This window comes from Diplocloster modestus, from assembly GCF_019042245.1.
Taxonomy (GTDB): Bacteria; Bacillota; Clostridia; order Lachnospirales; family Lachnospiraceae; genus Diplocloster; species Diplocloster modestus.
Genome location: NZ_JAHQCX010000002.1, coordinates 175,664 through 202,582, shown reverse-complemented (window position 1 = coordinate 202,582; position 26,919 = coordinate 175,664). Strand labels below are relative to the sequence as shown.

The following is a 26,919-nucleotide window of genomic DNA, read 5'->3' as shown; positions in this document are numbered from 1 at the left end:
GCGCAAGGAACCGGCTTTGAGGGGAGGATGTTTCTTATCCACTCATTCCATATAGACGGCTCTTGCACCAGGCTTCTCTCTTTGGTGTACTTAAACGGCGTGTCATAAACTGGTTTCAGGGGATACATAAAACAGTCATAAGCAGGGTATCCAGCTAGATATCCAGTTTCATGTCTCCGGCCTTGATCCAATTCATTTTACGCATGAATTCAGAGATCAGCAAAGCCAGAAGCGCCGGTGCCAGGAAATGCATAACTCCGATCTGGAGCAGTGCCATACCGCTGCTGACACCTTCCTGTATCATGGTCTGATATCCCATGATCTGGCCAACGAATCCGCAGGTACCCATACCGGAACCGGTGGGATTGTTGGTCATCTGCAACAGACAGGTGGAGACAGGGCCTAGTATCGCACTGGAGATGATCGCCGGAAGCCAGATCAGTGGTTTGCGCAGGATATTCGGCATTTGCAGCATAGAAGTTCCAAGACCCTGGGCGACCAGGCCGCCGATCTTGTTCTCACGGAAACTGGCGACGGCAAATCCGATCATATTGGCACTGCAGCCGATGGCCGCGGCGCCCGCCGCGATCCCGCTAAGGCCCAGCGATACGCCGATAGCGGCCGAACTGATAGGCAGGGTAAGGGCGATTCCCATCAGCACGGATACGATGATACCGGCCAGGAACGGCTGCTGCATGGCTCCCCAGTTGATCAGCTCACCCACTTTGGTCATAAATGCCGCGATAGGTACGCCGATCGACAGACCGACGATGGAACCAACCGCTATGGTGGTAATGGGTGTGACCAGAATATCTACTTTTGTTTTGTTGGCGACCAGACCGGCGACCTCGACAGCCAGATATGCGGCAACGAAGGAACCGAGCGGTTCTCCCACACCGGCCAGTGTGAAGGTGCCCTCTACCAGCAGGGAGCCCGCCATAATCTGTTTGGCATAGGCGCCGATCATACCGGCTACTCCGGCGGAGACGGTGACTAACGGCGGCTGTTTAAACTTGCTGGCTACACCGATACCGATGCCGGCACCGGTCAGCTTCTTCGCCACGGTGGCCACTACGATTATGTAAGTGCCGATGCTGCCCCCTATGAAAGTTCCGATCTGTTCCAGTATGGTCCCCACTAATAAAGTGGCAAACAGCCCCTGAGCCATACCGGACAATCCTTCAATAAATATTCTGTTACAGATTTTCTTTAGCTTTTCCATTCTAAATCCCTCTCATAATTTAATTGTAAACACAGGTGTCTTGTCACCTCATTGCATAAAAATACCACACTACGAAGAAGGGTGCAAGTATTTTTTTAAGGCCAGGGCATTTTGGATCTGATCCAGAACATATTCGTTATCTGCTTCTACTGTGTGGTAATGGACATCGTTTGTCAGCTCTTTTAAAGGCTTTGTCCGGTTGGTCCGAATCTTTTCCACGAATTCTGCGACCTCCCGGCGGTTGGAAATCAGCAGATCCACGTTGATGATACCGTAGATCGGATGAGTAACAATCACATCCAGGACTTTGCCGCCCAGATCTACAATGGTATTTAATTCATCCTCGATCTGAACCGTCGTGTGGGATACGAGAAAACAGCGGTTTGCTTTGGTGTTTTCCTGCTGATACAGCAGGTATCCCCTGGCTGTTGACAGGATGTCTTTATTTGTGGCGCGAAGCAGCGCGATATCCTGCACGATTACCTGCCGGCTGACCCCCAGCTTTCTAGCCAGCGCGGCACCGGGGAGGGGGTCCTCTGCAAAGGAGAGCAGTTCAATGATCTGTGCCCTTCGTTTGTTGCCGTCCATTCTCACCATTCCTTTCTGTTGTATGATGCTGCCGACATTACATTCCTTACTGTTGTATGATGCTGTCGACATTATAGCATAAGCTGTGCATTTTTCCAAGAATTTATCTGTGTGCGTGGCTGCTGGAGGAGGGCCAGCCAGAGGACAGTTGCCCCGGCCCGCCGCTGAAAACAGGAGTACGCATCTCGCCTACAGGGTTCCTCCCCGCTTTGGGGAACGTTCGGCAGTTAAGACGAAAAAAATGCCTGTTCCCGGGGCAGGCTGGAGTAGGAGTCTGCCATGCGGGAACAGGCGGTTTCGGGAAAATTGTTTTTGAATTTTCCCGGAAATAGGCGACGGATGTGCTTTCGCACATCCGCCATTTTTTTATGAGGGGGGGAGATAGTGAGTGTGTGAATCAACTATCTGAAATCTATTATAAAGGGTAATTGTGTTGAAAGTATGTCGGTTTTCTAAAATAAAAAGAAAATTTCTTAAAGAAACATAAAGTTTCCATAAGGGAATGAGAAAGACGGGAATTGCACATGATGATATGGATACTTTATGATGAGTAAGAAAATTCAACTGATAGTGGTTTGAAAATGGATGGTGATCTTTTGAATATAGAAGAGTATTTTGGTTCGTACAATTTGATAAAAATTTGAAAATAGATCTTGAGGAATACTATATCTTGTGGTATATTGAACTGTGCATACAATACATAGTAAAGCTGGAAGAGATGAGGATTTGGAGAATGGACATTATTAAAAGAGACGGTACGAAAGAAGAATACTGTGCGGCGAAGATCAGAAACGCGGTGAATGCGGCGTTTGCAAGTGTAGAGGAACAGGTGGATGACCGGACTCTGGATGGGATTACTTCTCAGGTAGAGAGTAAAATACGGCAGATGTGCGGGGACGGGATCGCTGTCTATGTGGAAGATATCCAGGATATGGTGGAAAAGACGCTGATGGAACGGAATTACTATCCGGTCATGAAGAGCTATATCCTTTATCGGGAAGAGCGGGCGCAGAAGAGAAGGACGCGGCATCAGCTGGCGGAGTATTTACAGGGACTGCCGGGCATCCAGGATGCGCTGCGGGATATTCAGCGGGATTATCCGGATGAGGGATATGGACTGGCTCATCTGCAGGCCAAGTTTCTGGCGTTTTATAAACCGGGCATGGGACAAAAGGAGAGCGTGGATGCACTGCTTCGGGCTGCGGTGGAGCTGACGACCCAGGAAGCGCCGGACTGGGAGTTTATTGCCGCCAGATTCCGGATGCTGCTGTTTCAGGAACAGGTCGGAACAGAATGCGGGAACAGGGGAATCCATAATTTCTACGAGAAACTGGTCTATTTAACAGAAAATAATCTGTATGGCCCTTATATCCTGCAGACGTATTCCAGAGAGGAGATCGAGGAGTTTGCAGAGTTTATGGAACCGGCCAGGGATCACCTGTTTACGTACTCCGCGCTGGAACTGCTGCTTAAGAGATATGTGATTAAGGATCGGTCGAATATTCCGCTGGAGACGCCGCAGGAGATGTTTTTGGGAATCGCCATGCATCTGGCGATACCGGAGAAACAGGGCAGAAGAGACTGGGTTTTGCGCTTTTATGAGATGCTGAGCCGGCTGCAGGTGACGATGGCGACGCCTACCCTTTCCAATGCGCGAAAGCCCTTTCACCAGCTCTCTTCCTGCTTTATCGACACAGTGCCGGACAGCCTGGAGGGAATCTACCGCAGCATCGATAACTTTGCCAAGGTCAGCAAGCTGGGCGGCGGTATGGGACTTTATTTTGGAAAGGTCCGGGCCAGCGGCAGCAGTATCCAGGGATTTCCCGGGGTGGCCGGCGGTGTGATCCGATGGATCAAACTGGCCAATGATACGGCTGTGGCGGTAGACCAGCTGGGGATGCGCCAGGGGGCTGTGGCAGTCTATCTGGATGCGTGGCACCGGGATCTGCCGGAGTTCTTAAACTTAAGAACCAACAACGGAGATGACCGGATGAAGGCTCATGATGTGTTCCCGGCTGTCTGTTATCCGGATTTGTTCTGGAAGCTTGCGAAAGATAACATAGATGCGGACTGGTATCTCATGTGTCCTCACGATATCCTTTTGGCAAAGGGATACGCGCTGGAGGACAGCTACGGTGAGGAGTGGGAGCGAAGGTACTGGGAATGTGTCCATGACAGCCGGATTGTGAAGCGGGTGATACCGGTCAAAGACGTGATCCGTCTGATTATTAAAAGCGCGGTGGAGACAGGGACTCCCTTCACCTTTAACAGGGATCACGTAAACAGGGCGAATCCCAACGGCCATCGGGGCATCATCTACTGCAGTAATCTTTGTACGGAGATCGCTCAGAATATGAGCGGGATCGAAAGCCTCGATCAGACGGTGGAAACGGTAGACGGGGAAACGGTGATCGTGACCAGGACCAAACCGGGTGATTTTGTGGTCTGTAACCTGGCCAGTTTGTCTCTTGGCAGGATAGATGTCAAAAATCCGGAAGAGCTGCAGCGGATCACGGCCAGCGCAGTCCGTGCCCTTGACAATGTTATCGACCTGAATTTCTATCCGCTGCCTTACGCGAAAATCACCAATCGCAGATACCGGCCGGTGGGTCTTGGCATCAGCGGGTATCATCATATGCTCGCACAAAATAAAATCATGTGGGAAAGCGGGCAGCATCTGGAATTCGTGGACAAGGTTTTTGAGGAGATCAATTACGCGGCGATTAAGGCCAGCTGTGAAATCGCGGAGGAAAAAGGAAAATATGAATATTTTTCCGGCAGTGACTGGGAAACCGGCGCTTATTTCAGCAAACGTGGCTATGGCTCCGGACGATGGCGGGAACTGGCGTCCAAAGTGGCCGTCCATGGAATGCGGAACGGATATCTGATGGCGGTGGCGCCCACCAGCAGTACCAGTATGATCGCGGGAACCACAGCCGGGCTGGATCCGATCATGAACCGGTATTTCCTGGAAGAGAAGAAAAACGGGCTGGTACCCCGGGTGGCTCCGGAACTGTCCGCCCAGACATACTGGTACTATAAAAATGCCCATCTGATCGACCAGAGCTGGTCCGTGCGTGCCTGCGGGGTCAGGCAGAGACATATCGACCAGGCGCAGAGCATGAATCTTTATATTACCAATGACTATACTTTCCGCAAAGTTCTGGATCTGTATCTGCTGGCCTGGGAAGAGGGAGTCAAGACGATCTATTACATCCGTTCCAAGAGCCTGGAAGTGGAAGAATGTGAGTCCTGTTCCTCCTGATACCTGCAGATAGAGTAAATACAATCACAACAGAAAGGGGAAAACAATGCAGCATTTAAAGAAAAAACCGCTCTTTAACCCGCAGGGGGATATAGATGTACAAAACCGCCGGATGATCGGCGGGAACACCACGAATCTGAATGATTTTAACAATATGAAATACGCATGGGCCAGCGACTGGTACCGGCAGGCTATGAATAACTTCTGGGTGCCCGAGGAGATCAATCTGGGAGTGGACAAGAAGGAATATCCGAGCCTTCCGGCACCGGAGCGCAGGGCCTACGATAAGATCCTGTCTTTTCTGATTTTTCTGGACAGTATCCAGACGGCCAACCTTCCCTCGATCGGAGAATACATCACGGCCAACGAAGTGAACCTATGCCTTTCCATCCAGACGTTCCAGGAAGCGGTTCATTCTCAGAGCTACAGCTATATGTTAGACACCATCTGCGAACCGCAGCAGAGAAACGAGGTGCTTTATCAGTGGAAAAATGATGAGCATCTGCTGGCCAGAAATACGTTCATCGGCGATCTCTACAACGAATTCCAGAGAGACCAGAGCCCATATACGCTGGCAAAGACCGCGGTCGCCAACTATATCCTGGAGGGCGTCTATTTCTACAGCGGCTTCATGTTCTTCTACAATCTGGGGCGAAACAACCGAATGCCCGGTTCCGTACAGGAGATCCGCTACATCAACCGGGACGAGAATACACACCTGTGGCTGTTCCGCAATATTCTGCTGGAGCTCAAAAAGGAAGAACCCAGCTTATTTACTCCTGAAAAAGTGAAGATATACCGGGAGATGATCCGGGAAGGCTGTGAGCAGGAGATTCGATGGGGACATTATGCGATCGGTGATGAAGTCCAGGGACTCACGAAAGCTATGGTCACCGATTACATTCAGTATCTGGGCAACCTGCGCTGTACGAACCTGGGATTCGAAAAACTATACGAGGGTCACGATGCAGAACCGTCCAGCATGAACTGGGTCAGCCAGTTCTCCAACGCAAACCTGATCAAAACAGATTTTTTTGAAGCACGCAGCACGGCATATGCCAAAAGTAGCGCTCTGGTTGATGATCTATAAATAAAAAACGCAGCACCTGTGAAACTCCTTGCCTGAACAAAAAATCTACCGGTCAATACACCGACCGGTAGATTTCATCTATATTCTTTAACGTTGGCTGATAGGGACTGTTTTTCAGGAGCTTTTGCTGCAGGTTCTGAATATTGGGGGCGTAAGTACGCAGATCCGTCAGCCTTACCCCATAGGTATGCAGCGGCTGAAACGGCAGGACAGCCTGGATCAGGGCTTCCAGCCGCTCCAGGGCGTCCTCACGGGCACAATACAGCAGATCGGACAGATAGCCGGTAAGGATGCAAAGCTTAGAATCCGGGGCATATTTTTCATAACATTTTAAAACTGTGGTGAACAAGGCGCGGACCGCCTGGCCATGCGGAATCCGAAACTGCGACCCCAGCGGATGGGCAAGGGCATGAATCAGACCGCAGCCGGCGTTGCTGATCGCGATACCGCCGTATGTTCCGGCCAGCAGATAGTTATCCAGGGATTGGAACCGGCTGTCCGGTCCATGAGCTGCAATATCCATGTACCCTCTCAAAACCATATCGATCGTTTTCTTAGAATAAAGTTCCGTAAAAGGAGTCGCAGCCGGGGAGAGATAAGATTCCACTCCATGACAGAGAGCATCGAACGAGCTGATCGCAAAGTAAGAATAAGGAAGAGTTTTCAGAAGCTCTGGGATCAGGACGGCATAGTCTGCATACATGGAATCATCCGTCAGGCCCAGCTTGGTATGTAAAGAGATCATGTTCAGATTGGAAATGTTGGTGATTTCGCTGCCCGTACCGCAGGTCGTCGGTACCAGGATCAGGTTGCGGCTTCGTACAGCCGGAACTGATTTCTGAAACAAATCCAGAGCCGGAGTGATCTGCTTTAAAGAAAAAAGTTTCGCGATATCCATGATGGAACCGCCGCCGATCGCGATCACCCGGTCGTAAGCCGTATATAGAATATCATTATAAATGTATTCTATCATCTGATCGGAAGGCTCACCCTCAGAATAATCACTGGGTATAATAAGTGCGGCAGTTTTGATTTTTTCCCGGAACCAGGTATCCGAGATCTTCTGATTTGTGATCAGCAGATCCTTAGGGCCGATCAAAAACTTTCTGGTAAATTCATCAAAATGATCAAAATATAAAATATTGGGCCGGACAGAGAAGCAGTTCATACACATCCCCTCTTTCTTAATCAGATCATTTATTAAATTTTCTATGATTAGTGTACTCTATCCCTTAGACATTTACAAGAAATATTTTAAGCCTGCATCAGTTTAACTTATTAAAAGGGGACATGTCCATTCCGGTTTGGGACAGGTACAAATTGATTTGTACCTGTCCCAAACCGGAATGGACATGTCCCCTTTTACTGCGCATCTTTTATTTGCGTCCGATAGAAAATCATGGTATGATTGTGTCAGAATAAATGACAGGGAGGTATGAGAAGATGAGTGAATTTATTATTACAACGGACAATACGTCGGATTTGCCGGATAGTTATATTAGTGAAAATGATCTGGACATATTGTTTTTATCCTATACAATAGACGGGGAGACCTACGAGCGTGAAAATCAGCTGTCAGCGTCCGAATTCTATCAGAGAATGAGAAATGGATCCATGCCGACTACGGCGCAGATTAACCCGGATATGGCGAAAGAAAAGTTCACAAAGTATCTGAAGGAAGGAAAAGATATTCTGCATATTTCCTTTTCATCCGGTTTAAGCGGCAGCTATAACAGCTGCAGGATCGCTGCGGAAGAGCTGCAGGAAGATTTTCCCGACCGGCGGATCGTGGTCGTGGATTCTCTGTGCGCGTCCCTGGGTGAAGGGCTGCTGGTCCACAAAGCGGTATGCCTGAAAAAAGAGGGAAAATCTCTGGCTGAGATTACAGATTGGCTGGAAGAGAATAAACTGCATCTGTGCCATAACTTTACGGTTGACGATCTGAATCATCTCTATCGTGGCGGCCGGGTTTCCAAGGCGGCAGCCGTGTTTGGGACGATGGTGAATATTAAACCGGTTCTGCATGTGGATGATGAAGGACACCTGGTTCCTGTCTCTAAAGTGCGGGGGCGTAAAAAGTCGCTGACCACGCTGGTTGATAATATGGAAAAACAGGTTGGAAATTATGAAAATGATACTATTTTTATCAGCCATGGGGATTGTCTTACGGATGCTGAATTTGTGGCGCGGCTGGTTAAGGAGCGCTTCGGGATACAGTCGTTCCTGATCAATACTGTTGGACCGACGATCGGCGCTCATTCCGGTCCCGGGACGGTGGCTCTGTTCTTTATGGGGAATTACCGTTAAGGTTAGGATTATATTTATAGTGGAAATTATGAAAATGATGGTGTTCGGGCGGAAATGACCGGCATCATCATTTTTTAGTCCACAGGAAGATACCGATCGTGCAGCCCGCAGCAGACGGATAGGTTTCTCATGTGATACTCTAATTGATTGATTTTTCCGCTGAATGTGCTATGATAGGGAACGGTGAATTTATGTGAGGAAGGCAGGAGTGATATGGTAAAAGATATGACACAGGGGGCACCCGGAAAGATTTTGTGGAGTTTTTCTCTTCCGCTTTTGTTCAGCGTGATTTTTCAGCAGATGTACAGTATCGTGGACAGTGTGGTGGCGGGGAAGTTCGTAGGTGTCGGCGCACTGGCCGCGGTGGGGGCATCTTATCCGATTACCATGATATTTATAGCTATCGCTACCGGAGCCAATATCGGGAGTTCCGTGATCATTTCCCAGTATTTTGGCGCGAAGAAATATGAAGATATGAAAACGGCTGTGTATACGTCCATCCTGTCGGTGGTGGCCCTCAGCCTGATCCTGACCGTTGCGGGAACGGTGTATTGCAATCCGTTGATGCGGATGCTGGACACACCGGCCGACGTCTTCGGGGACGGGGCACTGTACCTGAGGATATACATATGGGGGCTTTTGTTCCTGTTTTTATACAACATATGCACAGGGGTTTTTACCGCTCTGGGCGATTCCAGGACACCTTTATATTTTTTGATCGGATCATCGGTGAGCAACATTGTATTTGACCTGATCTTCGTGATCAGCTTCCGTATGGATGTGGCTGGGGTAGCGTGGGCCACATTTCTTTGCCAGGGGGTGGCTTCCCTGCTGGCGATCCTGACCCTGATCCGGCGCTTGAGGAAAATAAAGACAAGTCAGGCGTTTCCGGTCTACAGTTTTCGGATGCTTGGCCGCATCAGTATCGTAGCTGTTCCAAGTATTCTGCAGCAGAGTTTTATTTCCATCGGAAATCTGTTTGTCCAGAGGCTGGTCAACGGTTATGGGTCCACGGTAATGGCTTCTTACTCTGCAGTGGTAAAGCTGAATACCTTCGCGATAACATCCTTTACGACTATGGCCAACGGCCTGTCCAGTTTCACAGCTCAAAATATGGGAGCGATGAAAAGCGAACGGGTGCAGAAAGGGTTCCGGGCGGGAGTACGTATGATTCTCCTGATCTGTGTTCCGTTTTTTATCGCCTACTTTGTATTCAGCCCGGCGATGATACGGGTTTTTCTGTCCAGCAAAGAGGACGTATCAGCGGTCATTCAGGAAGGAACCCGGTTTTTGAGGATTGTATCTCCATTTTATTTTGTGATTTCTTTGAAATTAATGGCGGACGGCGTCCTGCGCGGGGCCGGAGCGATGGCGCCTTTTATGGTAGCCACGTTCTCAGATCTTATTCTCAGAGTGGTCCTTTCTTATGTCATGGCTCTGGGGTTTTCCATGGGCAGTACCGGTATCTGGCTGTCCTGGCCGATCGGCTGGGTAATCGGAACCGTATTGTCCCTGGGCTTTTATCTGAGTGGTATCTGGAAACGGAAAATGCTGATACAGGAGAGAGAGGAAACTCCTGCGGATGATTCTGATGTGAGTGCTGAACTGGCAGAATAACACAAGGGAGGATATTATGACGAAGACGAATGTGATCAGACTGCTGGAAAAAGCAGGCATTCCGTTCAGAACGGCGGAATACGAGGTGGATGAATCTGACCTCTCCGGTGTCCATGTAGCCAGACAACTGGGGCAGCCCTGTGAACAGGTATTTAAGACGCTGGTCCTGCGGGGGGCAAAACTTGGCCCCTTTGTCTGCTGTATCCCGGTTGCGGAAGAAGTAGATCTGAAGAAAGCGGCTGACGCAGCGGGAGAGAAAAAAGTAGAGATGCTTCCGATGAAAGAATTGCTGCCCACGACCGGCTATATCCGCGGAGGCTGTTCCCCGGTCGGCATGAAGAAAAAATATCCCGTGTGGCTGGATGAGACAGCGGAACTCTACGATGAAATCGCAGTCAGCGCAGGGGTACGCGGAATGCAGGTGATACTGGCGCCGCAGGATCTGATGGGTTTTGTCGGGGCGAGGGTGGCGGATCTCACGATTGTGTAGCAGGGGATATTTCTGTGTCGAGAAAGGCCTGTTCCCAGGAATCAGAGGAAGCGTTATCGGCCTGTCTCTGTAAGATATCCTGGCGCAGATATTCTTTTTCGGCGTCGCTTAGGAGTGCGAATACGGAAGGATATTCATCTTCCCAAAAGCATTCTTTCAGCAGTTCTTTCAGATCGCTTAAGCTGCCCACCTGAGTTTTGACTATCTGCAGTTTATCCTCCAGATAACGGCAGGTCTGCATTTCTTCGATGAGAGCCCGCAGCTTCCTGTCATCCATCTTCCGGCCGTCTTTGTAATTATCTGAGGAGGCAGCAGGGCTGTAGGAGCCTGCGGTGGGGAGCAGTATGCGCAGACGGTTTTCCCGGGCATAACATCGCATATCCCTGAAAAGGGAGGGCAGTGCTTCAGACAGATAGGACTGTGTCAACGGATCCGACAGGTTCAGAATTTGAAAAAGTGTCTGAAGACTATCCTGAAGCTTAAGTTTCATGGCCTTCGGATCGATAGAGTTCAGAAGGGTCTGCAGATGATTTACATCTTCTTGTGTCAACACTAGGTTATGGACGGGAAGATTCAGCAATACACAGGAGAGAGAGACCGGGAATACCAGACTGCAGATGTTGAGCAGCAGCTGCTGATAGTCAGCCGCATAATTTCGCAGAAGAGTCCGGACCGCGCGCAGAGAAAAGCAGCCAAGAAAAGTCTCTTCGGCCTGCAGGTGTTTCAGATAATCATAGATTAGGTCGATTCCGGAGAGGTCCGGTGCTTGTGGAACAAGGAGCGGATAATCGATGGTTCCGCCGTCCAGAGAAGCTTTATAATCCACATCATAGAAAGGGAAAAATTCAGGAATCCCTTTCATCAGGGTATCCTGATAAGCGCCCATAGGGATGGGAAGACGGTGCTTCTGAAGCCTGGCCAGAAGGATTTTTGCGCTTTTTAATTTTTCTTTTTCCAGCGCAAGTCCCTGCTGAAAGCATATTTCCGCGGCCGGGACGTCCTCAGTGGACAGCGCATGGCCGGTACTTTGAAGATGCCGGTCGTACGCAGCGATGCAGTATAGAATTGAGGATAGTATTTCCCGTGCAGTCTCATAGGGAACGGAGGTACTGTCATTGCTGGTATATTTCCGGACACGCTTTTGCAGCAGGGGAAGCAGTTCTTCCAAAGTGAATTCCATAGTCGGATCCTCCAATCTTAATAGCTTTCATTCTTTAATAGTTTCGATTTTTTAATAGCTTCAATTCTTTATGATTTTTTAATGATATGGAATCGGATTCTTCTGTATCCTGCTTTTACCGCAGGGAACCTGTGCTGGAAGGATCATAGTATCTATAGTTATACAGCAGAGCCTTGGCTACTACAAGACTTGAAAAAATAGCATTTTTGTGGTATGATAGACACAGTTAAGAGAGAAAAACATATAAAAGTTGTTTTTCTCTTTTTTATTCTCATTTATTCATGAAATAAATTTTTTGTTAAGGTATTTGGAAAGCCATTGCGTAATTCTAATTCTCCCCTTACAATTACGACGGATTTATATGCGTAAAGATATGCCAGGTACATACGAAAGGGAGATAGAGAATGAAGATTACGGATTTTTTAGGACTGTTGGGAGGTCTGGCGCTGTTCCTGTATGGAATGCAGATGATGAGTTCCGGGCTTGAGGCCGCGGCCGGTAACCGGATGAAGCGGATTCTGGAGCGTCTGACGTCGAACCGTTTTCTGGGAGTTCTGGTGGGAGCGGGAATCACTGCGGTGATCCAGTCCTCCTCAGCTACTACGGTTATGGTGGTAGGGTTTGTCAATTCGGGCATGATGACTCTGCGACAGGCAGTCTGGATTATTATGGGAGCAAATATCGGAACGACAATCACCGGACAGTTGATTGCTTTGGACATAGGAGTTCTGGCGCCTCTGATTGCTTTTATCGGCGTAGCGCTGGTGGTGTTCATCAAGAAACCTAAGCTTCAGTCTTACGGCATGATCGTTGCCGGACTGGGGATTTTATTTATAGGAATGGATATGATGAGCGGGGCGATGATGCCGCTTCGGGATTCGGAAGCATTCGTACAGCTGATGACCAGGTTTTCCAATCCGGTTCTGGGTATTCTGGCAGGTATGCTTTTTACCGCGATTATCCAGTCATCCTCCGCTTCGGTCGGAATCCTGCAGGCATTGGCCACCAGCGGGCTGATCGGCCTGCCCAGCGCGGTTTACGTGCTGTTCGGGCAAAATATCGGCACCTGTATCACTGCTGTATTGGCGGCGATCGGGACCAATCGGAACGCGAAGAGAACCACGATCATCCACCTGATGTTCAACATTATCGGAACGGTGGTCTTTACTGTCGTCTGTATGACACTGCCGCTGACCGCCCTGATTCAGTCTCTGACGCCTTCCAATCCGGCGGCGCAGATTGCCAACATGCACACACTGTTTAATATTGTGACCACTCTGTTGCTCATTCCATTCGGAACAGGGATGGCAAAACTGGCATCCCGCATACTTCCGGACAAGGAACAGGGAGAGGACGGGGAACAGCGCCTCTTATTTATCAAACCGGTGGATGGGGCCAGGGAATACCAGATCGGGACTTCCGCCATTGTGATCAACGGTATCTGTAAGGAACTCAGAAGGATGATCGGTATGGCCAGAGAAAATGTCAGCTTGAGTTTTCAGGCAGTTCTGGATGGAAATTCGAAGAGACTGAAAAAAGTGGAAGAGAATGAGGAGTACATAGATTATCTGAACAAAGAGATTTCTAAATACATCTCCCACATCATCACATATGAAGCGAACCCGGAAGATTCGGCCAAAGTCAGCGCTTTTTTTAAGATCGCTGGAAATGTGGAGCGAATCGGAGACCACGCCATGAATATCTGTGAATACACGAAGCGGCTGGAAGAGAAACAGATAGGCTTTTCCGACCAGGCCAGGGAGGAGATCACCGCGATGCGGGATATCTGTCTGAAATCTATCGACCTTCTGGACTGCATGGAGGCCACTGATGTGGATGATATCACCAGCATCGCCGCGGCGGAACAGAAAATAGACGATATGACGATGCTCTACCGCTCTAACCAGATCGTCCGAATGCAGTCGGGTGTCTGTTCTGACGAAGCCTGTATTCTTTACTCGGAGATGCTCACGGACTTTGAACGGATCGGTGATCATATTCTGAATATCGGGCAGGAATTGGGAGAAAACAGAGGATAGGGTTTTGCTCTATCCTTAATCAGCGGGGCATGATATAATAATTCATAAGTAAGTGCCCCCATTGGAAAAGGGGGAGAGTGTGCGGAGGAGCCGGAATGAAGATATTGATTGACGCGGATGCCTGTCCGGTCGTGGGGATTACGGAGAGGATAGCAGGAAAAAGGGGAATTCCTGTCTGGATATTGTGTGATACCAGCCATGTGATACAGTCAAAGACGGCGGAGGTATTTGTGATCGATCAGGGGGCGGATGCCGTGGATTTTGCTTTGATCCAGAAAACGGACCGGGGTGATGTGGTAGTGACGCAGGACTATGGGGTAGCAGTGATGGCACTGGGCAAAGGAGCGCATCCCATCCATCAGAGTGGAAAGTGGTATACCAACGAAAACATTGACGCGATGCTGATGGAGCGGCATCTGGCGAAGCAGGCAAGAAGGGCGTCACGTAAAAATCATCTAAAGGGTCCCTCGAAGCGTTCGGGGGAAGACGATGAACATTTTGCGGAATCGCTGATACGGTTACTGGATCAGCTGGCTGATACCTGATGCACGAATACATGGATTATAAAACCCAGACTAAAAAATGTGCTGTGTGCAATATATGGCACATTTTCTTTTTATTTTATAGGAAAATGTTCCTATGAAATGAAAAATCGTTAGGGCGGAACCGTATGCTGATTAAGAAAAAACAGTTTAAAAAGTCATAGCTAAATTAGAACAAATCTAGTGAAAAAGAGCCTTGTATGTGGTACTATGTGTATATGTCATATTAAGTCTTTTTTTAATTTATAACATGATTATATTTATTTAGGAAAAATTATAAAGAAGTTTTACTAACGAAACTCTGCTCCGCGCTTATTTCCTGATTGCATAAAAAAAACGGACCAGTTTGCACCGGTCCGGGAGAAAGAGGGATTTATCTGAAAAGCTTTCGCTTGTATGAGACCTAGTATATAAGGATATTGTGTATAATCTGTGACGGCTATATAAATTTTATATAAAAAATACCAAAAAAACTATTAATATTTTAGAAACGAAATATTACGAAGCACATGATCAAAGGACAATGGCAGGGAGGACTAGGAAGATGAAGGTCAGCAAAGTAATAAGAGAAATGACGGACGATATGGTTTTGAGTATGTGGAGAAGGCGGACCTGACCAAGTATGCAAGGCCAGGCGGCGGACGGGAGTACGGTATTTTGCGGAATTCAAGAAAGGATATATATGGAAAATCACGAAAAAGATTTGCAGCGTCAGGCGTATGAGGAGCTCAAACAGCGGGAACATCAGATGCAGGTAGTCCTGGACGCGATCCAGGGAGGACTGAAGATCAGCCGGGACGATGAGATGTATTCTTATCTCTATGTGAGCGATGAACTGTGCAATCTATTTGGCTATACAAAAGACGAGTTCCTGGATGTGACTGGCGGGACGGCTGTGGGAGCGGTATATCCTCCGGATCTTCCGCGGGTGCTGCAGGAGTGTGTGGATGCATTTAAAGACGGCAGTGTGGATTACGCGATCAAATATCGGGTGGCCTGCAAGGATAAAAGCCTGAAATGGATCATTGACAGCGGCCGGAAGGTAATTAGTGATGATGGGGAGACGATCATCAACAGCATCTATCTGGACGTGACGGAGATGGAGGAAGCGAACCTTAAGATTCGTGAGCAAAAGGAGCTGCTGGACAGCATCTATGATTCTATCATGTGTGGTATCATCCGGTATCGGGTAGAAGCTGACGGCCTGAAATATGTGACGGCGAATCATGAGGCGGTTCAGATTCTCGGAGTTGATACTCCCGAAAAATTTGCTTCCATGGATATCCGGAGTTACTGCGATAAAATTGATGAACAGGACAGACCTGCCGTATATGAACAGATCAGCAGGTTAAAGCAGCATGGGGACCGATATACCGGTGAATACCGGATACATAGAAGCAAAGATGAAATGGTCTGGGTATACAGCACCACCGAACTGATCCGGGAGGGAACAGACCAGCTGATCCTCCAGCACATCCTGATTGATATTACGGATAAGAAACGGCTGGAACTGGCCCTTGATCAGGAACGTAAACGATTCCGAATCGCGATTGAGAGTGCGCCTACTATTATTTTTGAATATGATCCGGCTACGGATATATATAAAGCATTTGGGACCCTGGAGATCGGGGAACATAAGCATGAGATGGAGCGGAGTATTCCGAATTTCCTGGGAAAGGTAGTCAACACGCTGATAAAAGAGCCGTATCTGAAAAAGGTCCGGGATCTGTTCTGCAGAACGGCGGTATCCAGTCTGGAGGTCCAGATGGTGCCTTATGTCGGAAGTCCGGAGTATGTCTGGGCGAGGATAACGGTGACACCGGTCTGTAACGAACAGAATGACCGGGTAATCGTCGGGAAGATCAGCAATATCCAGTCGGAGAAAGAGAAGGAATTCGCGCTGGAGGAGGCAAAATCCAGAGATGTGCTGACCGGACTGTATACGAAGGAAGCCGGTATCCGGATGGTAAAAAAATATATGGAACAAAAGAGTCCGGATGAGGTCTGCGGTTTGATGCTGCTGGACATGGATAATTTCCAGGATATTAATAAAGCGGAGGGAAATGTTTTTGCGGACGCGATTCTGCAGGAGGCAGCCAGGATCATTCTGGCTGAGACAGGAGAAGAAGATATTCAGATCCGGCTGGGCGGGGATGAGTTCATGCTGTTCGTCAAGAACTGTGATAAGGCTCGGGCGACCATCTTAGGCCCGCGGATTGCCGGATTGATTTCGAATCTGTTCGGCAGTTCTGAGAAGAATATAAAAGTGTCCGTCAGTATCGGAATGTGTGTAACCGCAGTGGTGGATGAATACAGCGCTCTTTACCGGTGCGCGGAAAGCACCCTGAAATATGTAAAAAATAACGGAAAAGGGAAAGCGGCCTGTTATCTGGACACATCCAACGAGCTCGGCACGGTTCTGACCCAACTATATACGGAAAAACATTTTATCAATGAAATCAAACGGCCTACCGGTCAAAAGGAAGAGAACCTGACCTCCTTTGCGTTGGAGCTCCTTGGAAAGGCCAGAAATCTGGACGATGCCATTTTTCTGCTGCTGGCCAGGATCGGGAAAACTTATGGCTTTGACCGGGTAACGGTGCTGGAGGTGGATCATGATTATCTGAGCTACCGGTACACCTACCAGTGGGCCAGAGAGCAGCAGAATCTGGATATGGAGCGCAGATTCTATCTGAATCAGGAAGAAATAGATGCCATTAGCAGCCGGTATGATGAGGAGGGGATCAGCCAGGAATACCTGACGGGGGAAGAGAAACACGGGGCCTGTCTGCACGCGGGTATCTGGAGCCGTGGGCTCTATGCGGGCGCTTTGTCTTTCGAGGTATGGAAAACGGAATGCGAATGGTCCATCGAGCAGCGGCGGCTGGTTAAGGAAATGGGGAAAATCATATTTTCCTTTATTATGAAGGCGAGAGCGGATGCGGTGAGCCAGGCGAAAACAGATTTCCTCTCCAGAATGTCCCATGAGATCCGAACCCCTATGAATGCCATAGGGGGGATGACGACGATCGCCAAAGCTGTGCTGGATGACAAGGAAAAGGCCATGGACTGCCTGAACAAGATCGAATCGGCCAACGAATATCTGCTGACGCTGATCAATGACATTCTGGACATGTCCCGGATCGAGAGCGGGAAGATGGAACTGAATTTTGAAAATACCGATCTGAACAGGCTGATCGGCGAGCTGGAGGATCTGATGCGTACGCAGGCAGATCAAAAACAGATTGACTTCAGCGTGATCAATGAATTCAGCAGTGACCGGCATGTCCTGGCCGACGGGCTGCGGCTGAATCAGGTTCTGGTTAATATTGTGGGAAATGCATTGAAATTTACAAAGGCAGAAGGCCGGGTGAGTGTAAGAATCCGGGTTCTGGAAGAATCCGATCAGCAGGTTATGTTACAATTTTCCGTGAAAGATACCGGAATCGGAATCAGCAGGGAGGCGCAGGGCAGGATCTTTAATTCCTTTGAGCAGGCAGGCGCCATAACCGCATCCCGCTATGGCGGAACCGGCCTGGGACTATCCATTTCACAGCGCCTGGTACAGATGATGGGTGGCATCCTGGAGGTCGCCAGTGAACCCGGAAAGGGATCGGAGTTTTATTTTACCCTCTCTATGCCATATGGCAGTAAGATAGAAAGAGCAGAGGCGCAGGCACAGGTGCCGTTGGAAAAAGAATACGATTTTACCGGCAGGCGCATCCTTCTGGCTGAGGATAATGAATTAAATATGGAAATTGCAGTGGAGCTGCTTCAGATGAATGGTTTCCAGGTCGTTACCGCAGGAGACGGAAGAGAAGCGGTGGAGCAGTTCGAGAAGAATCCGCCGTATTATTTCGATGCGGTCCTGATGGATATCCGCATGCCGGTTATGGACGGGCTGGAGGCGACGAAGCTGATCCGGACACTTGGGAAAGCGGATTCCAGGACGATACCGATCGTGGCCATGACGGCCAACGCCTTTGATGAGGATACGAAGAAATCCATGGAAAGCGGGATGAACGGCCATATGTCAAAACCCATCGTAATGTCTAAGCTGTGTGAATTACTGGCGGAGTGCTTTCAGTGTCGCAAGCAGTCAGAAAGCGGCCGGAATAGAATGATCTGAAGTAAAGAGAAGAGCGCGGAAAAAAGAATGCGTTCAAAAAGAGGGAGGAAAACTAATGAATTTTAATCCAAACAGCAGCTTTTTATTTGTGCTGGCTGCGCTTGTTATTCTGTTCGTCATTGCCCAGTCGGTATTTTTCCTGGTAAGAGGCTTAAGACGGGCCAAAGAGATCGGTATGGATATGAAGCAGATCCGTAAGATCATCGTATCGACGGCGGTCTTTACCATAGCTCCGGCGGTGTCGATCCTGCTGGGGGTGGTGACACTGTCAAAGTTCCTGGGCCTGCCGCTTCCCTGGGTAAGGCTCAGTGTAGTAGGTGCGATTACATACGAACTTCCGGCGGCCACTTCGACGGCCACCGTATTCGGCCTGTCCTTAGCGGAGACCATTACAGACCCTAAGGTGTTTTCGGCCATTGCCTGGGTTATGACTCTTGGAATCATGCCCAGTATCATCCTGGTTCCGCTGTTAATCAGGAAAATCCAAAAAGGGCTGGTATCCATGAAAAATAAAGACAGCCGCTGGAGTGATATTTTCTCAACCGCGCTGTTCCTTGGAATGATATCCGCTTTCCTGGGTATGGTGTTTTCCGATATCCGAAACGGGCTGGCAGGATGGATCCCGATCTTTGTCCTGCTGTTTTCCTCGCTGCTTATGGGAATCTGCGGACTGTGCGTGAAGAAGTTCCGGATGAAATGGCTTGAGAATTACGCGCTTCCTGTCAGTATGCTGGGAGCGATGGCATTTGCCTGCGTGATCACACCGTGGATTATATAAGATTGGAGGAAAATATGAAAACAAGAGCATATGATGAACAGACACATTTTTATGGAAAATTATGGATCTGGACCGCAGCGGTAGTGATCCTGTGCGTACCACTGGCCATCTGTGTACGATATGACGCCTGGCCTGGATTCACTCCGGTTTTGAAAGGTCTCCTGGGTGTAGCCCCGATCTTCTGGACCGTGGGCGCGATCGAAGTGGTGACTTATATCCCGATGCTGGGAACCGCCGGTTCCTATCTGGGCTTCGTGACCGGAAACCTTACGAACCTGAAGGTCCCCTGTGCTTTGAATGCCATGGAGAACGCCAAAGTCAAACCCGGAAGCGAGGAGGGGGAGATCGTATCGACTATCGCTATCGCTACATCCTCCATCGTTACCACGCTGATCATCGCAGCGGGTGTGTTCCTGCTGGCGCAGTTGGCGCCGATTTTGAATTCTCCGGGTCTGAAACCGGCTTTTGACAATATCCTGCCGGCTCTGTTCGGCGGTCTGGCGGTAGTTTATGTGAGCAAGAACTGGAAGATTTCCATCGCTCCTTTGGTGTTTATGGTCATCCTGTTCCTGCTGGTACCGTCACTTGCCAGTTCTGTGGGCGTACTGGTTCCAGTAGGGGCGCTGATCTCCATCGGCGCGGCCAGGATTCTCTACAAAAAGAATCTGATTTAACTTAAAAATAGTTTTTAAGAGAAAGAAGGATGTAACATGGGTTGGTGGATCTTAGGTATTATTTTACTGGCGGTTGTAGTTTTTCTGGCGGTGATCCTGGCGCGCGCCGCGATGTTCAAGCCAAAGGCACAGATGCCTGTGAGTGAAGGGGATGTGGATCTGGATGACGACAGGATCGTGCGGGATATGCAGGCGATGATCCGCTGTAAAACAGTCTCGCACAATGATGAAAGCCTGACGGATTTCGACGAATTCAAGAAATTTCAGGACCTGCTGCAAGAGCGTTTTCCGAACATCCATAAGATCTGTACCAGAGAGTTTATAGGAAAAACAGGAATTCTCTATCACTGGAAGGGAAAAGCTGCGGATAAACCCACCGTTTTAATGTCCCACTATGATGTGGTTCCGATTGAAGAAGACGGCTGGGGAAAACCTGCGTTTGAGGGATTGGTAGAAGACGGCGTACTGTGGGGCCGGGGAACGCTGGATACTAAGGGGACCCTGTGCGGGGTGGTGGAAGCTGCCGAGTCCCTGATGGAACATGGATTTGTGCCGGAACAGGATATCTATATGGCTTTTTCTGGCGATGAGGAGATCAATGGACCATCCTGTCCCGCTATGGTGGCGGAACTGGAAAGGCGGGGAGTGAAGCCGGCTCTCGTGGTTGATGAAGGCGGCGCCGTAGTGGAAAATGTATTTCCTGGAGTTACCCGTTCCTGCGCGCTGATCGGTGTAGCGGAAAAGGGGCTGGCCAACGTAAAGTTCTCCATGAAAAGCCAGGGCGGCCACGCCTCCACACCTCCGACACATACCATTGCCGGGGAACTGGCCAGGGCTGTGGTGGATATTGAAAATCATCCGTTCCCTTCCCAGCTGACGAAGCCTGTGGCAGAGATGTTTGATACGCTGGGACGTCATTCCAGCTTCGCTTATAAGATATTATTTGCGAATCTGTGGTGCTTTCAGCCGCTGCTTGACATGGTCTGTAAGAAATCGGGCGGGGAACTCAACGCCATGATGCGTACTACTTGCGCGGTTACAAAGATGGAGGGAAGTAACGCATACAATGTGCTGCCTCCGAAAGCGGCGGTCGGAACGAACCTGCGTCTGCTGGGACAGGATACGCTGGACAGCATTCAGACTTACCTGAAACAAACGATACATAATCCGAACATTGACGTGCAGCTGGTGGAGGGGATGAACCCTTCGATCTGTTCAGATACCGAATGCGAGGAATACCAGAAGCTTACGCAGGTGATTCACAATACCTGGCCGGAGGCGCTGGTTTCGCCTTATCTGATGATGGCCTGCAGCGACTCCAGGCATTACTGCCGGATCACGGACCGGGTGTACCGGTTCTCGGCGATGGCGTTGTCAAAGGAGGAGCGGGGATTGATCCATGGCAATAACGAGCGGGTGCCCATAGAGACACTGGTGAAAACGGTAGAGTTTTATGTGCGGCTGATTAGAAAGTGCTAAGAGCAAGACGGGGATGAAATGGCAGGCGTCATAGTTGTACTTCACCTGGAAGAGGGGAGCCATAGGGTAACAGAATGGCGGCAACCCTTCTATGGGGGAGTGTGCAGTTATGGCGCCTGCCATTTTCATATAAATAAATCAAACAAAGGCAACGGAACCAGGTTTGCGTTGCGCTTGACAATCCCAGCGTCATGTCATATACTTTGGATATAAAATAGTTTGAATATCAAAATATATGAAAAATCAAAAATTATGGAGAATTAATATGACATCTAGAATCATCGGGACCGGAAGTTATGTACCGGAGCATTCCTTTACGAATACAGACATGGAGAAACTGGTAGATACCAGCGATGAATGGATCGCAGGACGTACAGGGATCCGGTCAAGACGGCTGGCGAAGGAGGAAACCACCTCTTTTATGGCGGCAGAGGCAGGGCGTCTGGCACTGGAAGATTCCCAGATGGACGCGTCTGAATTAGAACTGATTATCGTTGCCACCTGTTCAGCGGAGGAAGTCATGCCAAATACGGCGTGCCGTGTACAGCAGGAACTGCAGGCGGTTCACGCGGTCGGATTTGATCTGAACGCGGCCTGCTCCGGCTTTCTGTTCGCGTTACATACAGCTCATGCCTACCTGCGGGCCGGTATCTGTAAAAACGCGCTGGTCATCGGGGCGGAGTCCTTATCGCGTCTGCTGGACTGGACGGACAGGAGTACCTGCGTACTATTTGGTGACGGGGCGGGTGCGGTAGTATTGCGTCAGGAAGAGACCGGTATTCTGGGGCTGTCCCAGTTCGCTGACGGGAGCAGGGGGGATGTTCTCACCTGCGGTAATTCACAGAACGGTAACCCCCTTCAGGAAACAAAGGAGAGCCATCCGGGAAAAATCGCCATGGATGGGCAGGAAGTATTCAAATTCGCTGTCAGGCAGGTACCGGCCTGTATCACCGATCTTTTGAATCATTATGGATGCGGGAAAGACGAAATTCGATATTTTATCCTGCACCAGGCTAATGCCCGTATCATCCGGTCTGTGGCAAAGCGTCTGGACGTGCCGGAAGCCCAATTTCCTATGAATATGGAGCAGTACGGAAATACCTCTGCGGCCAGTATTCCCATGCTGCTGGACGAACTGAACCGCGGGGGATGTCTGAAAAAAGGGGATCATCTGGTCCTTTCCGGTTTCGGAGCCGGACTGACCTGGGGTGCCTGTCTGCTGATCTGGTAATCCAATATTGACAATTCTCACATCCTTGTATTATAGTGAAGCGAGAAATGAAAGCCAATGAGGAGACTAAAGGATGGAGAAAAAAACATTTGTAACCAGTGAACAGCTCAAAGAAATCATCAAAGAATATCCAACTCCCTTTCACTTATATGATGAAAAAGGAATCCGGGAGAACGCCGAAGCGCTGAAGAAGGCTTTTTCCTGGAACAAAGGGTTCCGGGAATACTTTGCCGTAAAAGCAACCCCGAATCCATTTATATTAAAAATATTGCAGGAATACGGTTTCGGCTGCGACTGCTCTTCTGAGACAGAGCTGATGCTGGCAGATGCGCTGGGCTTTAAAGGTTCTGATATTATGTTTTCATCAAATGCCACCCCGGCCCGGGAATATAAGCTTGCCCATGACCTGGGGGCGGTTATCAATCTGGATGACATTACACACATAGACTTTCTGGAGAAGACGACAGGAATTCCCAAGACGATCTGCTGCCGGTATAATCCCGGCGGGACATTCACGATCAGTACCGATATCATGGATAATCCGGGAGAAGCCAAATACGGATTTACCACCGAACAGCTTTTCGAAGGCTTCCGGATCCTAAAAGAAAAAGGGGTGGAGAACTTCGGTATCCACGCATTCCTGGCCAGCAATACCGTGACGAACGAATACTACCCCGCCTTAGCTAAGGTCCTGTTTGAAACCGCTGTAAGATTAAAACAGGAAACCGGAGCCAACATCACCTTTATCAACCTGTCCGGCGGTATCGGTATCCCCTACCGCCCCGATCAGGAGCCCAATGATATCCGGGTCATCGGTGAAAAGGTTCGTGAAGTATACGAGCAGACCCTGGTGCCGGCCGGCATGGGAGCTGTGGCCCTGTACACCGAATTAGGCCGCTACATGCTGGGCCCCTACGGCTGCCTGGTCACCACCGCGATCCATGAAAAACACACCCATAAAGAGTATATCGGCTGTGATGCCTGTGCCGTAAACCTGATGCGTCCCGCCATGTACGGAGCGTATCACCATATTACGGTCATGGGCAAAGAAGATATGCCCTGCGACCACAAATACGATGTCACCGGCTCCCTGTGTGAGAACAATGACAAATTTGCCGTGGACCGCATGCTTCCGAAGATCGACATGGGTGACCTGCTGGTAATCCATGACACCGGCGCCCACGGCTACTCCATGGGTTACAACTATAACGGAAAACTGCGTTCCGCGGAGATCTTATTAAAAGAGGACGGTACCACCCAGCTGATCCGAAGGGCAGAAACACCGCAGGATTACTTCGCTACCTTTGACTGCTTTGATATCCTAAGCAATATGAAATACAGATAGAAACAGGAATGGAATTGCACCTCCATGCCGGCTCCTTAAGCCAGGCAACGGAGGTGCGTTTTATTAATAAGATATATTCCTTTGGTAATAATTCAGATATATAAGATTTTGCCATATTAATCTCCTAAAAAGAGTTCCGCTTGCGAAACTCTCCACCTAAATACTATGAAATCCCTTCCCAACGATCTCACTGGTACTGGAGATCAGAATAAAGGCATCCGGATCGATCTGTCGGATAAAGGTACGCAGAAGAACCGCCTCGTGGCGTCCCATAACAGTAAAAATAATATATTTATGCTTTCCGGTGAAAGCTCCCTTTGCTTCACACACGGTAGCGCTTCGGTTTAGCTCATGTACAATATAATCGCAGATCGGTTCCGGCTTATTACACACCACGTTAAAATACTTGCATAGATTGATACTCTCGATCACCCCATCCACCATAAAAGACTTAATGGTCAGTCCCAGGAAGGAGAAGAGGCCTGTCTTGATATCAAATACGAAACAGCCGGCAGCGGTGATCAGCAGATCAGAGAGCAGCAGCCCTTTTCCGATATTTACATTGGTATATTTCTTCAGAACCATGGCGATAATATCGGTTCCTCCGCTGGACGCCCCGATATTGAACAGAATCGCGGAGCCTAAAGCCGGCAGAGCGATCGCAAAACACAGTTCCAGCATGGGTTCATTTGTGAACGGCATTTTCATCGGGTAGATCCGTTCCAGAAGCGAAAGAGAAAGCGATAAGAGAATACTGGTATAAGTAGTCTTAATCCCGAACTTTCTTCCAAAGACCAGGAAACCCATCAACAGTAAAACCATGTTTATAATAAAGGTAAAGTCACTGGCGTTAATCAGCCCGGTTTTGGCCACCAGCACAGCCAGACCGGTAACTCCGCCAAAGGTAAAATTATTCGGAAATTTAAAAAAGTAGATACCGACGGCGATCAACAGGGTACTGAAGGTCAATAACAGAAATTCCTTGATTTTTTTCTCATTCATCAGATTTCTTCTCCATTGATTTCAGATTTGTACAGCGTCCGAACCTTATAATTTTATTTTAGACATAGGACCAATACTTGTCAATTCATTTATAACTGGGAAGCGGCCTTACGCAAACGACTGTATGAATGCAATCCTATTAAGACTTGTTTCGATCTCAGAAAGTTTCATTACAATCTTAGAAAGTCTCATTTCAATCTCATAAAAAAGTATGTGTAATTATGCAAGTTTTGGTAATAATGGGAAATATAATGAAGATATGTAATTAAAGGAGGAAAATGATGGATCGATATATCGCGATTACAGACGTACATGGTAGAGAAATTCTGGACTCCCGGGGGAATCCGACGGTGGAAGTGGAAGTGACTGTAGACGGCGGAATCACAGGAAGGGCATCCGTACCATCCGGCGCGTCAACAGGCAAATTCGAGGCGGTGGAACTTCGGGACGGCGAAAAAAGATATATGGGACTCGGCGTTCAAAAAGCAGTGAACAATGTGGATGTAAAATTAGCGTCAGCCCTGGTGGGAGAAAACGCCCTGGAGCAGACTTATATCGACAGCCTGCTGTTAGAAGAGGATGGAACCGATAACAAATCCAATATTGGAGCCAACGCCATCCTGGGTACCTCCATGGCAGTGGCCAGAGCAGCGGCCAACGCTTTAAGGATGCCGTTATACCAGTATCTGGGCGGAATGAATGCCAAACGTCTGCCGGTTCCCATGATGAATATTTTAAACGGCGGAAAACATGCGGATAACACTGTGGACTTACAGGAATTCATGATTATGCCGGTAGGCGCCGTGAATTTCAGCCACGCATTGCAGATGTGCGCGGAAGTATACTATCATCTGAAAGTCATACTGAAAAAACAGGGCCTCTCAACGGCGATCGGAGACGAGGGTGGATTCGCGCCGAATCTGCCCAGCGCGAGGGAAGCCTTAAGCCTGATCGTAGAGGCGGTGACCAGAGCGGGATATGAACCGGAGATGGATTTCAGGATCGCGATTGACGCCGCGGCCAGCGAGCTGTATGATGATGAGATCAAGAAGTATGTGTTCCCGGGCGAGAGCCAGATGCAGGGCAAAAAGATCGTTAGAAATACCGAAGAAATGATTCGTTATTATGATGAACTGCTTCAGGAATTCCCCATCGCGTCCATCGAGGATGGCCTTCATGAGGAGGACTGGGACGGATGGAAGATGATGACCGATGAGTTTGGCAGCGGCCTCCAGCTGGTGGGTGACGACCTTTTCGTAACGAATACAAAACGACTGGCCAGCGGGATCAAGCTGGGAGTCGCCAACTCTATTCTCGTCAAGGTCAACCAGATCGGTACCCTGACCGAAGCGTTCAATGCGGTGGAGATGGCGCACAAGGCGGGATATACAGCGGTTATTTCACACCGTTCCGGCGAGACGGAAGACTCCATCATTGCGGATATCGCGGTGGCTACCAACGCGGGCCAGATCAAAACCGGAGCGCCCTGCCGTTCTGACCGGACCGCAAAATACAACCAGTTACTCCGCATTGAAGAGCAGCTGGGCAGGGTCGGAGAGTATATCAATCCCTTTATGGACAGCCAGAAGATGTAAAAAAATGGACACTCAGAAGATGTAAAATAATGGTTGAAAATCCGGCACGTCTATGCTACACTAGATTATGGTTTTATCATTAGGAGGTGTACGGGTTGGACATTTTGAGGATTATTATAACCATCATATTTGTAATTGACTGCATCGCTTTGACAGTGGTTGTATTATTACAGGAGGGTAAATCCGCAGGTTTAGGTACGATCGCAGGTGCCGCTGATACCTATTGGGGCAAGAACAAAGGACGTTCTGTGGAAGGCGCTCTGGAGAAATCCACGAAGTTTATGGCCATTGGTTTCATGGTTATGGCAGCAGTCTTAAACATTAACTTTTAATGGATAAAAACACT

20 protein-coding genes are annotated in these 26,919 nt (G+C 49.0%); 15 read left to right on the top strand and 5 right to left on the bottom strand.

Annotation, left to right across the window (positions count from 1 at the left end; translation table 11 throughout):
• Nucleotides 1–154: 154 nt before the first annotated feature.
• Together KTH90_RS03785 and KTH90_RS03780 are read right to left on the bottom strand one after the other, a co-directional pair.
• Nucleotides 155–1,222 (bottom strand): PTS transporter subunit IIC, encoded by a 1,068-nt coding sequence (locus KTH90_RS03785; protein WP_158349785.1) that lies wholly within the window; start codon nucleotides 1,220–1,222, stop codon nucleotides 155–157.
• A gap of 69 nt (nucleotides 1,223–1,291) precedes the next feature.
• Nucleotides 1,292–1,810: a transcription repressor NadR gene (locus tag KTH90_RS03780; RefSeq protein ID WP_158349784.1), complete on the bottom strand. Its 519-nt coding sequence runs from the start codon at nucleotides 1,808–1,810 to the stop codon at nucleotides 1,292–1,294.
• Nucleotides 1,811–2,543: 733 nt separating this feature from the next.
• On the opposite strand from KTH90_RS03780, the gene KTH90_RS03775 reads away from it, so the two are divergent.
• Nucleotides 2,544–5,075 carry a ribonucleoside-diphosphate reductase subunit alpha gene (locus KTH90_RS03775; protein ID WP_158349783.1) on the top strand — a complete coding sequence of 844 codons (2,532 nt, stop codon included), beginning with the start codon at nucleotides 2,544–2,546 and terminating at the stop codon, nucleotides 5,073–5,075.
• A 46-nt stretch (nucleotides 5,076–5,121) separates the two neighbouring features.
• Nucleotides 5,122–6,165, top strand: a complete 1,044-nt coding sequence (locus KTH90_RS03770; RefSeq protein ID WP_238726263.1) for a ribonucleotide-diphosphate reductase subunit beta — start codon at nucleotides 5,122–5,124, stop codon at nucleotides 6,163–6,165.
• A gap of 52 nt (nucleotides 6,166–6,217) precedes the next feature.
• Here the strand turns inward: KTH90_RS03770 and KTH90_RS03765 are convergent, their stop codons facing one another.
• Nucleotides 6,218–7,333, bottom strand: coding sequence for an iron-containing alcohol dehydrogenase (locus KTH90_RS03765; protein WP_238726262.1), 1,116 nt, complete (start codon nucleotides 7,331–7,333; stop codon nucleotides 6,218–6,220).
• Nucleotides 7,334–7,608: 275 nt separating this feature from the next.
• On the opposite strand from KTH90_RS03765, the gene KTH90_RS03760 reads away from it, so the two are divergent.
• The 3 genes from KTH90_RS03760 to ybaK all read left to right on the top strand — a co-directional run bounded on the left by KTH90_RS03760 (nucleotide 7,609) and on the right by ybaK (nucleotide 10,579).
• On the top strand, nucleotides 7,609–8,472 hold the full coding sequence (locus KTH90_RS03760) for a DegV family protein (protein ID WP_158349780.1): 864 nt from the start codon (nucleotides 7,609–7,611) through the stop codon (nucleotides 8,470–8,472).
• Nucleotides 8,473–8,685: 213 nt separating this feature from the next.
• Nucleotides 8,686–10,089: an MATE family efflux transporter gene (locus KTH90_RS03755; protein WP_238726261.1), complete on the top strand. Its 1,404-nt coding sequence runs from the start codon at nucleotides 8,686–8,688 to the stop codon at nucleotides 10,087–10,089.
• A gap of 16 nt (nucleotides 10,090–10,105) precedes the next feature.
• Complete coding sequence (ybaK, locus tag KTH90_RS03750) at nucleotides 10,106–10,579, top strand: Cys-tRNA(Pro) deacylase (protein WP_238726260.1); 474 nt, start codon at nucleotides 10,106–10,108, stop codon at nucleotides 10,577–10,579.
• Here the strand turns inward: ybaK and KTH90_RS03745 are convergent.
• On the bottom strand, nucleotides 10,566–11,759 hold the full coding sequence (locus tag KTH90_RS03745) for a DUF6179 domain-containing protein (RefSeq protein WP_238726259.1): 1,194 nt from the start codon (nucleotides 11,757–11,759) through the stop codon (nucleotides 10,566–10,568). The genes ybaK and KTH90_RS03745 overlap by 14 nt on opposite strands.
• Nucleotides 11,760–12,163: 404 nt before the next feature.
• Here KTH90_RS03745 and KTH90_RS03740 point away from each other — a divergent pair, with 404 nt between their 5' ends.
• The 8 genes from KTH90_RS03740 to KTH90_RS03705 all read left to right on the top strand — a co-directional run bounded on the left by KTH90_RS03740 (nucleotide 12,164) and on the right by KTH90_RS03705 (nucleotide 23,976).
• On the top strand, nucleotides 12,164–13,798 hold the full coding sequence (locus KTH90_RS03740; protein WP_158349776.1) for a Na/Pi cotransporter family protein: 1,635 nt from the start codon (nucleotides 12,164–12,166) through the stop codon (nucleotides 13,796–13,798).
• A 95-nt stretch (nucleotides 13,799–13,893) separates the two neighbouring features.
• Complete coding sequence (locus tag KTH90_RS03735) at nucleotides 13,894–14,343, top strand: YaiI/YqxD family protein (protein WP_158349775.1); 450 nt, start codon at nucleotides 13,894–13,896, stop codon at nucleotides 14,341–14,343.
• Nucleotides 14,344–15,022: 679 nt separating this feature from the next.
• Complete coding sequence (locus tag KTH90_RS03730) at nucleotides 15,023–18,469, top strand: ATP-binding protein (protein ID WP_238726258.1); 3,447 nt, start codon at nucleotides 15,023–15,025, stop codon at nucleotides 18,467–18,469.
• 55 nt (nucleotides 18,470–18,524) lie between these two features.
• Complete coding sequence (locus KTH90_RS03725) at nucleotides 18,525–19,247, top strand: DUF5058 family protein (RefSeq protein ID WP_158349773.1); 723 nt, start codon at nucleotides 18,525–18,527, stop codon at nucleotides 19,245–19,247.
• A 14-nt stretch (nucleotides 19,248–19,261) separates the two neighbouring features.
• On the top strand, nucleotides 19,262–19,921 hold the full coding sequence (locus KTH90_RS03720) for a hypothetical protein (RefSeq protein WP_158349772.1): 660 nt from the start codon (nucleotides 19,262–19,264) through the stop codon (nucleotides 19,919–19,921).
• 36 nt (nucleotides 19,922–19,957) lie between these two features.
• Nucleotides 19,958–21,400, top strand: a complete 1,443-nt coding sequence (locus KTH90_RS03715; protein ID WP_158349771.1) for a M20 family peptidase — start codon at nucleotides 19,958–19,960, stop codon at nucleotides 21,398–21,400.
• Nucleotides 21,401–21,665: 265 nt separating this feature from the next.
• Nucleotides 21,666–22,631 (top strand): beta-ketoacyl-ACP synthase III, encoded by a 966-nt coding sequence (locus tag KTH90_RS03710; RefSeq protein WP_158349770.1) that lies wholly within the window; start codon nucleotides 21,666–21,668, stop codon nucleotides 22,629–22,631.
• 73 nt (nucleotides 22,632–22,704) lie between these two features.
• Nucleotides 22,705–23,976 carry a diaminopimelate decarboxylase gene (locus tag KTH90_RS03705; protein ID WP_158349769.1) on the top strand — a complete coding sequence of 424 codons (1,272 nt, stop codon included), beginning with the start codon at nucleotides 22,705–22,707 and terminating at the stop codon, nucleotides 23,974–23,976.
• Nucleotides 23,977–24,132: 156 nt separating this feature from the next.
• Here the strand turns inward: KTH90_RS03705 and KTH90_RS03700 are convergent, their stop codons facing one another.
• Nucleotides 24,133–24,978: a YitT family protein gene (locus KTH90_RS03700; RefSeq protein ID WP_158349768.1), complete on the bottom strand. Its 846-nt coding sequence runs from the start codon at nucleotides 24,976–24,978 to the stop codon at nucleotides 24,133–24,135.
• A gap of 281 nt (nucleotides 24,979–25,259) precedes the next feature.
• Between KTH90_RS03700 and eno the strand changes: the two genes are divergently transcribed.
• Nucleotides 25,260–26,573, top strand: coding sequence for a phosphopyruvate hydratase (gene eno / locus KTH90_RS03695; RefSeq protein WP_158349767.1), 1,314 nt, complete (start codon nucleotides 25,260–25,262; stop codon nucleotides 26,571–26,573).
• Nucleotides 26,574–26,668: 95 nt separating this feature from the next.
• Nucleotides 26,669–26,905 carry a preprotein translocase subunit SecG gene (gene secG, locus KTH90_RS03690; RefSeq protein ID WP_158347392.1) on the top strand — a complete coding sequence of 79 codons (237 nt, stop codon included), beginning with the start codon at nucleotides 26,669–26,671 and terminating at the stop codon, nucleotides 26,903–26,905.
• Nucleotides 26,906–26,919 lie beyond the last annotated feature (14 nt).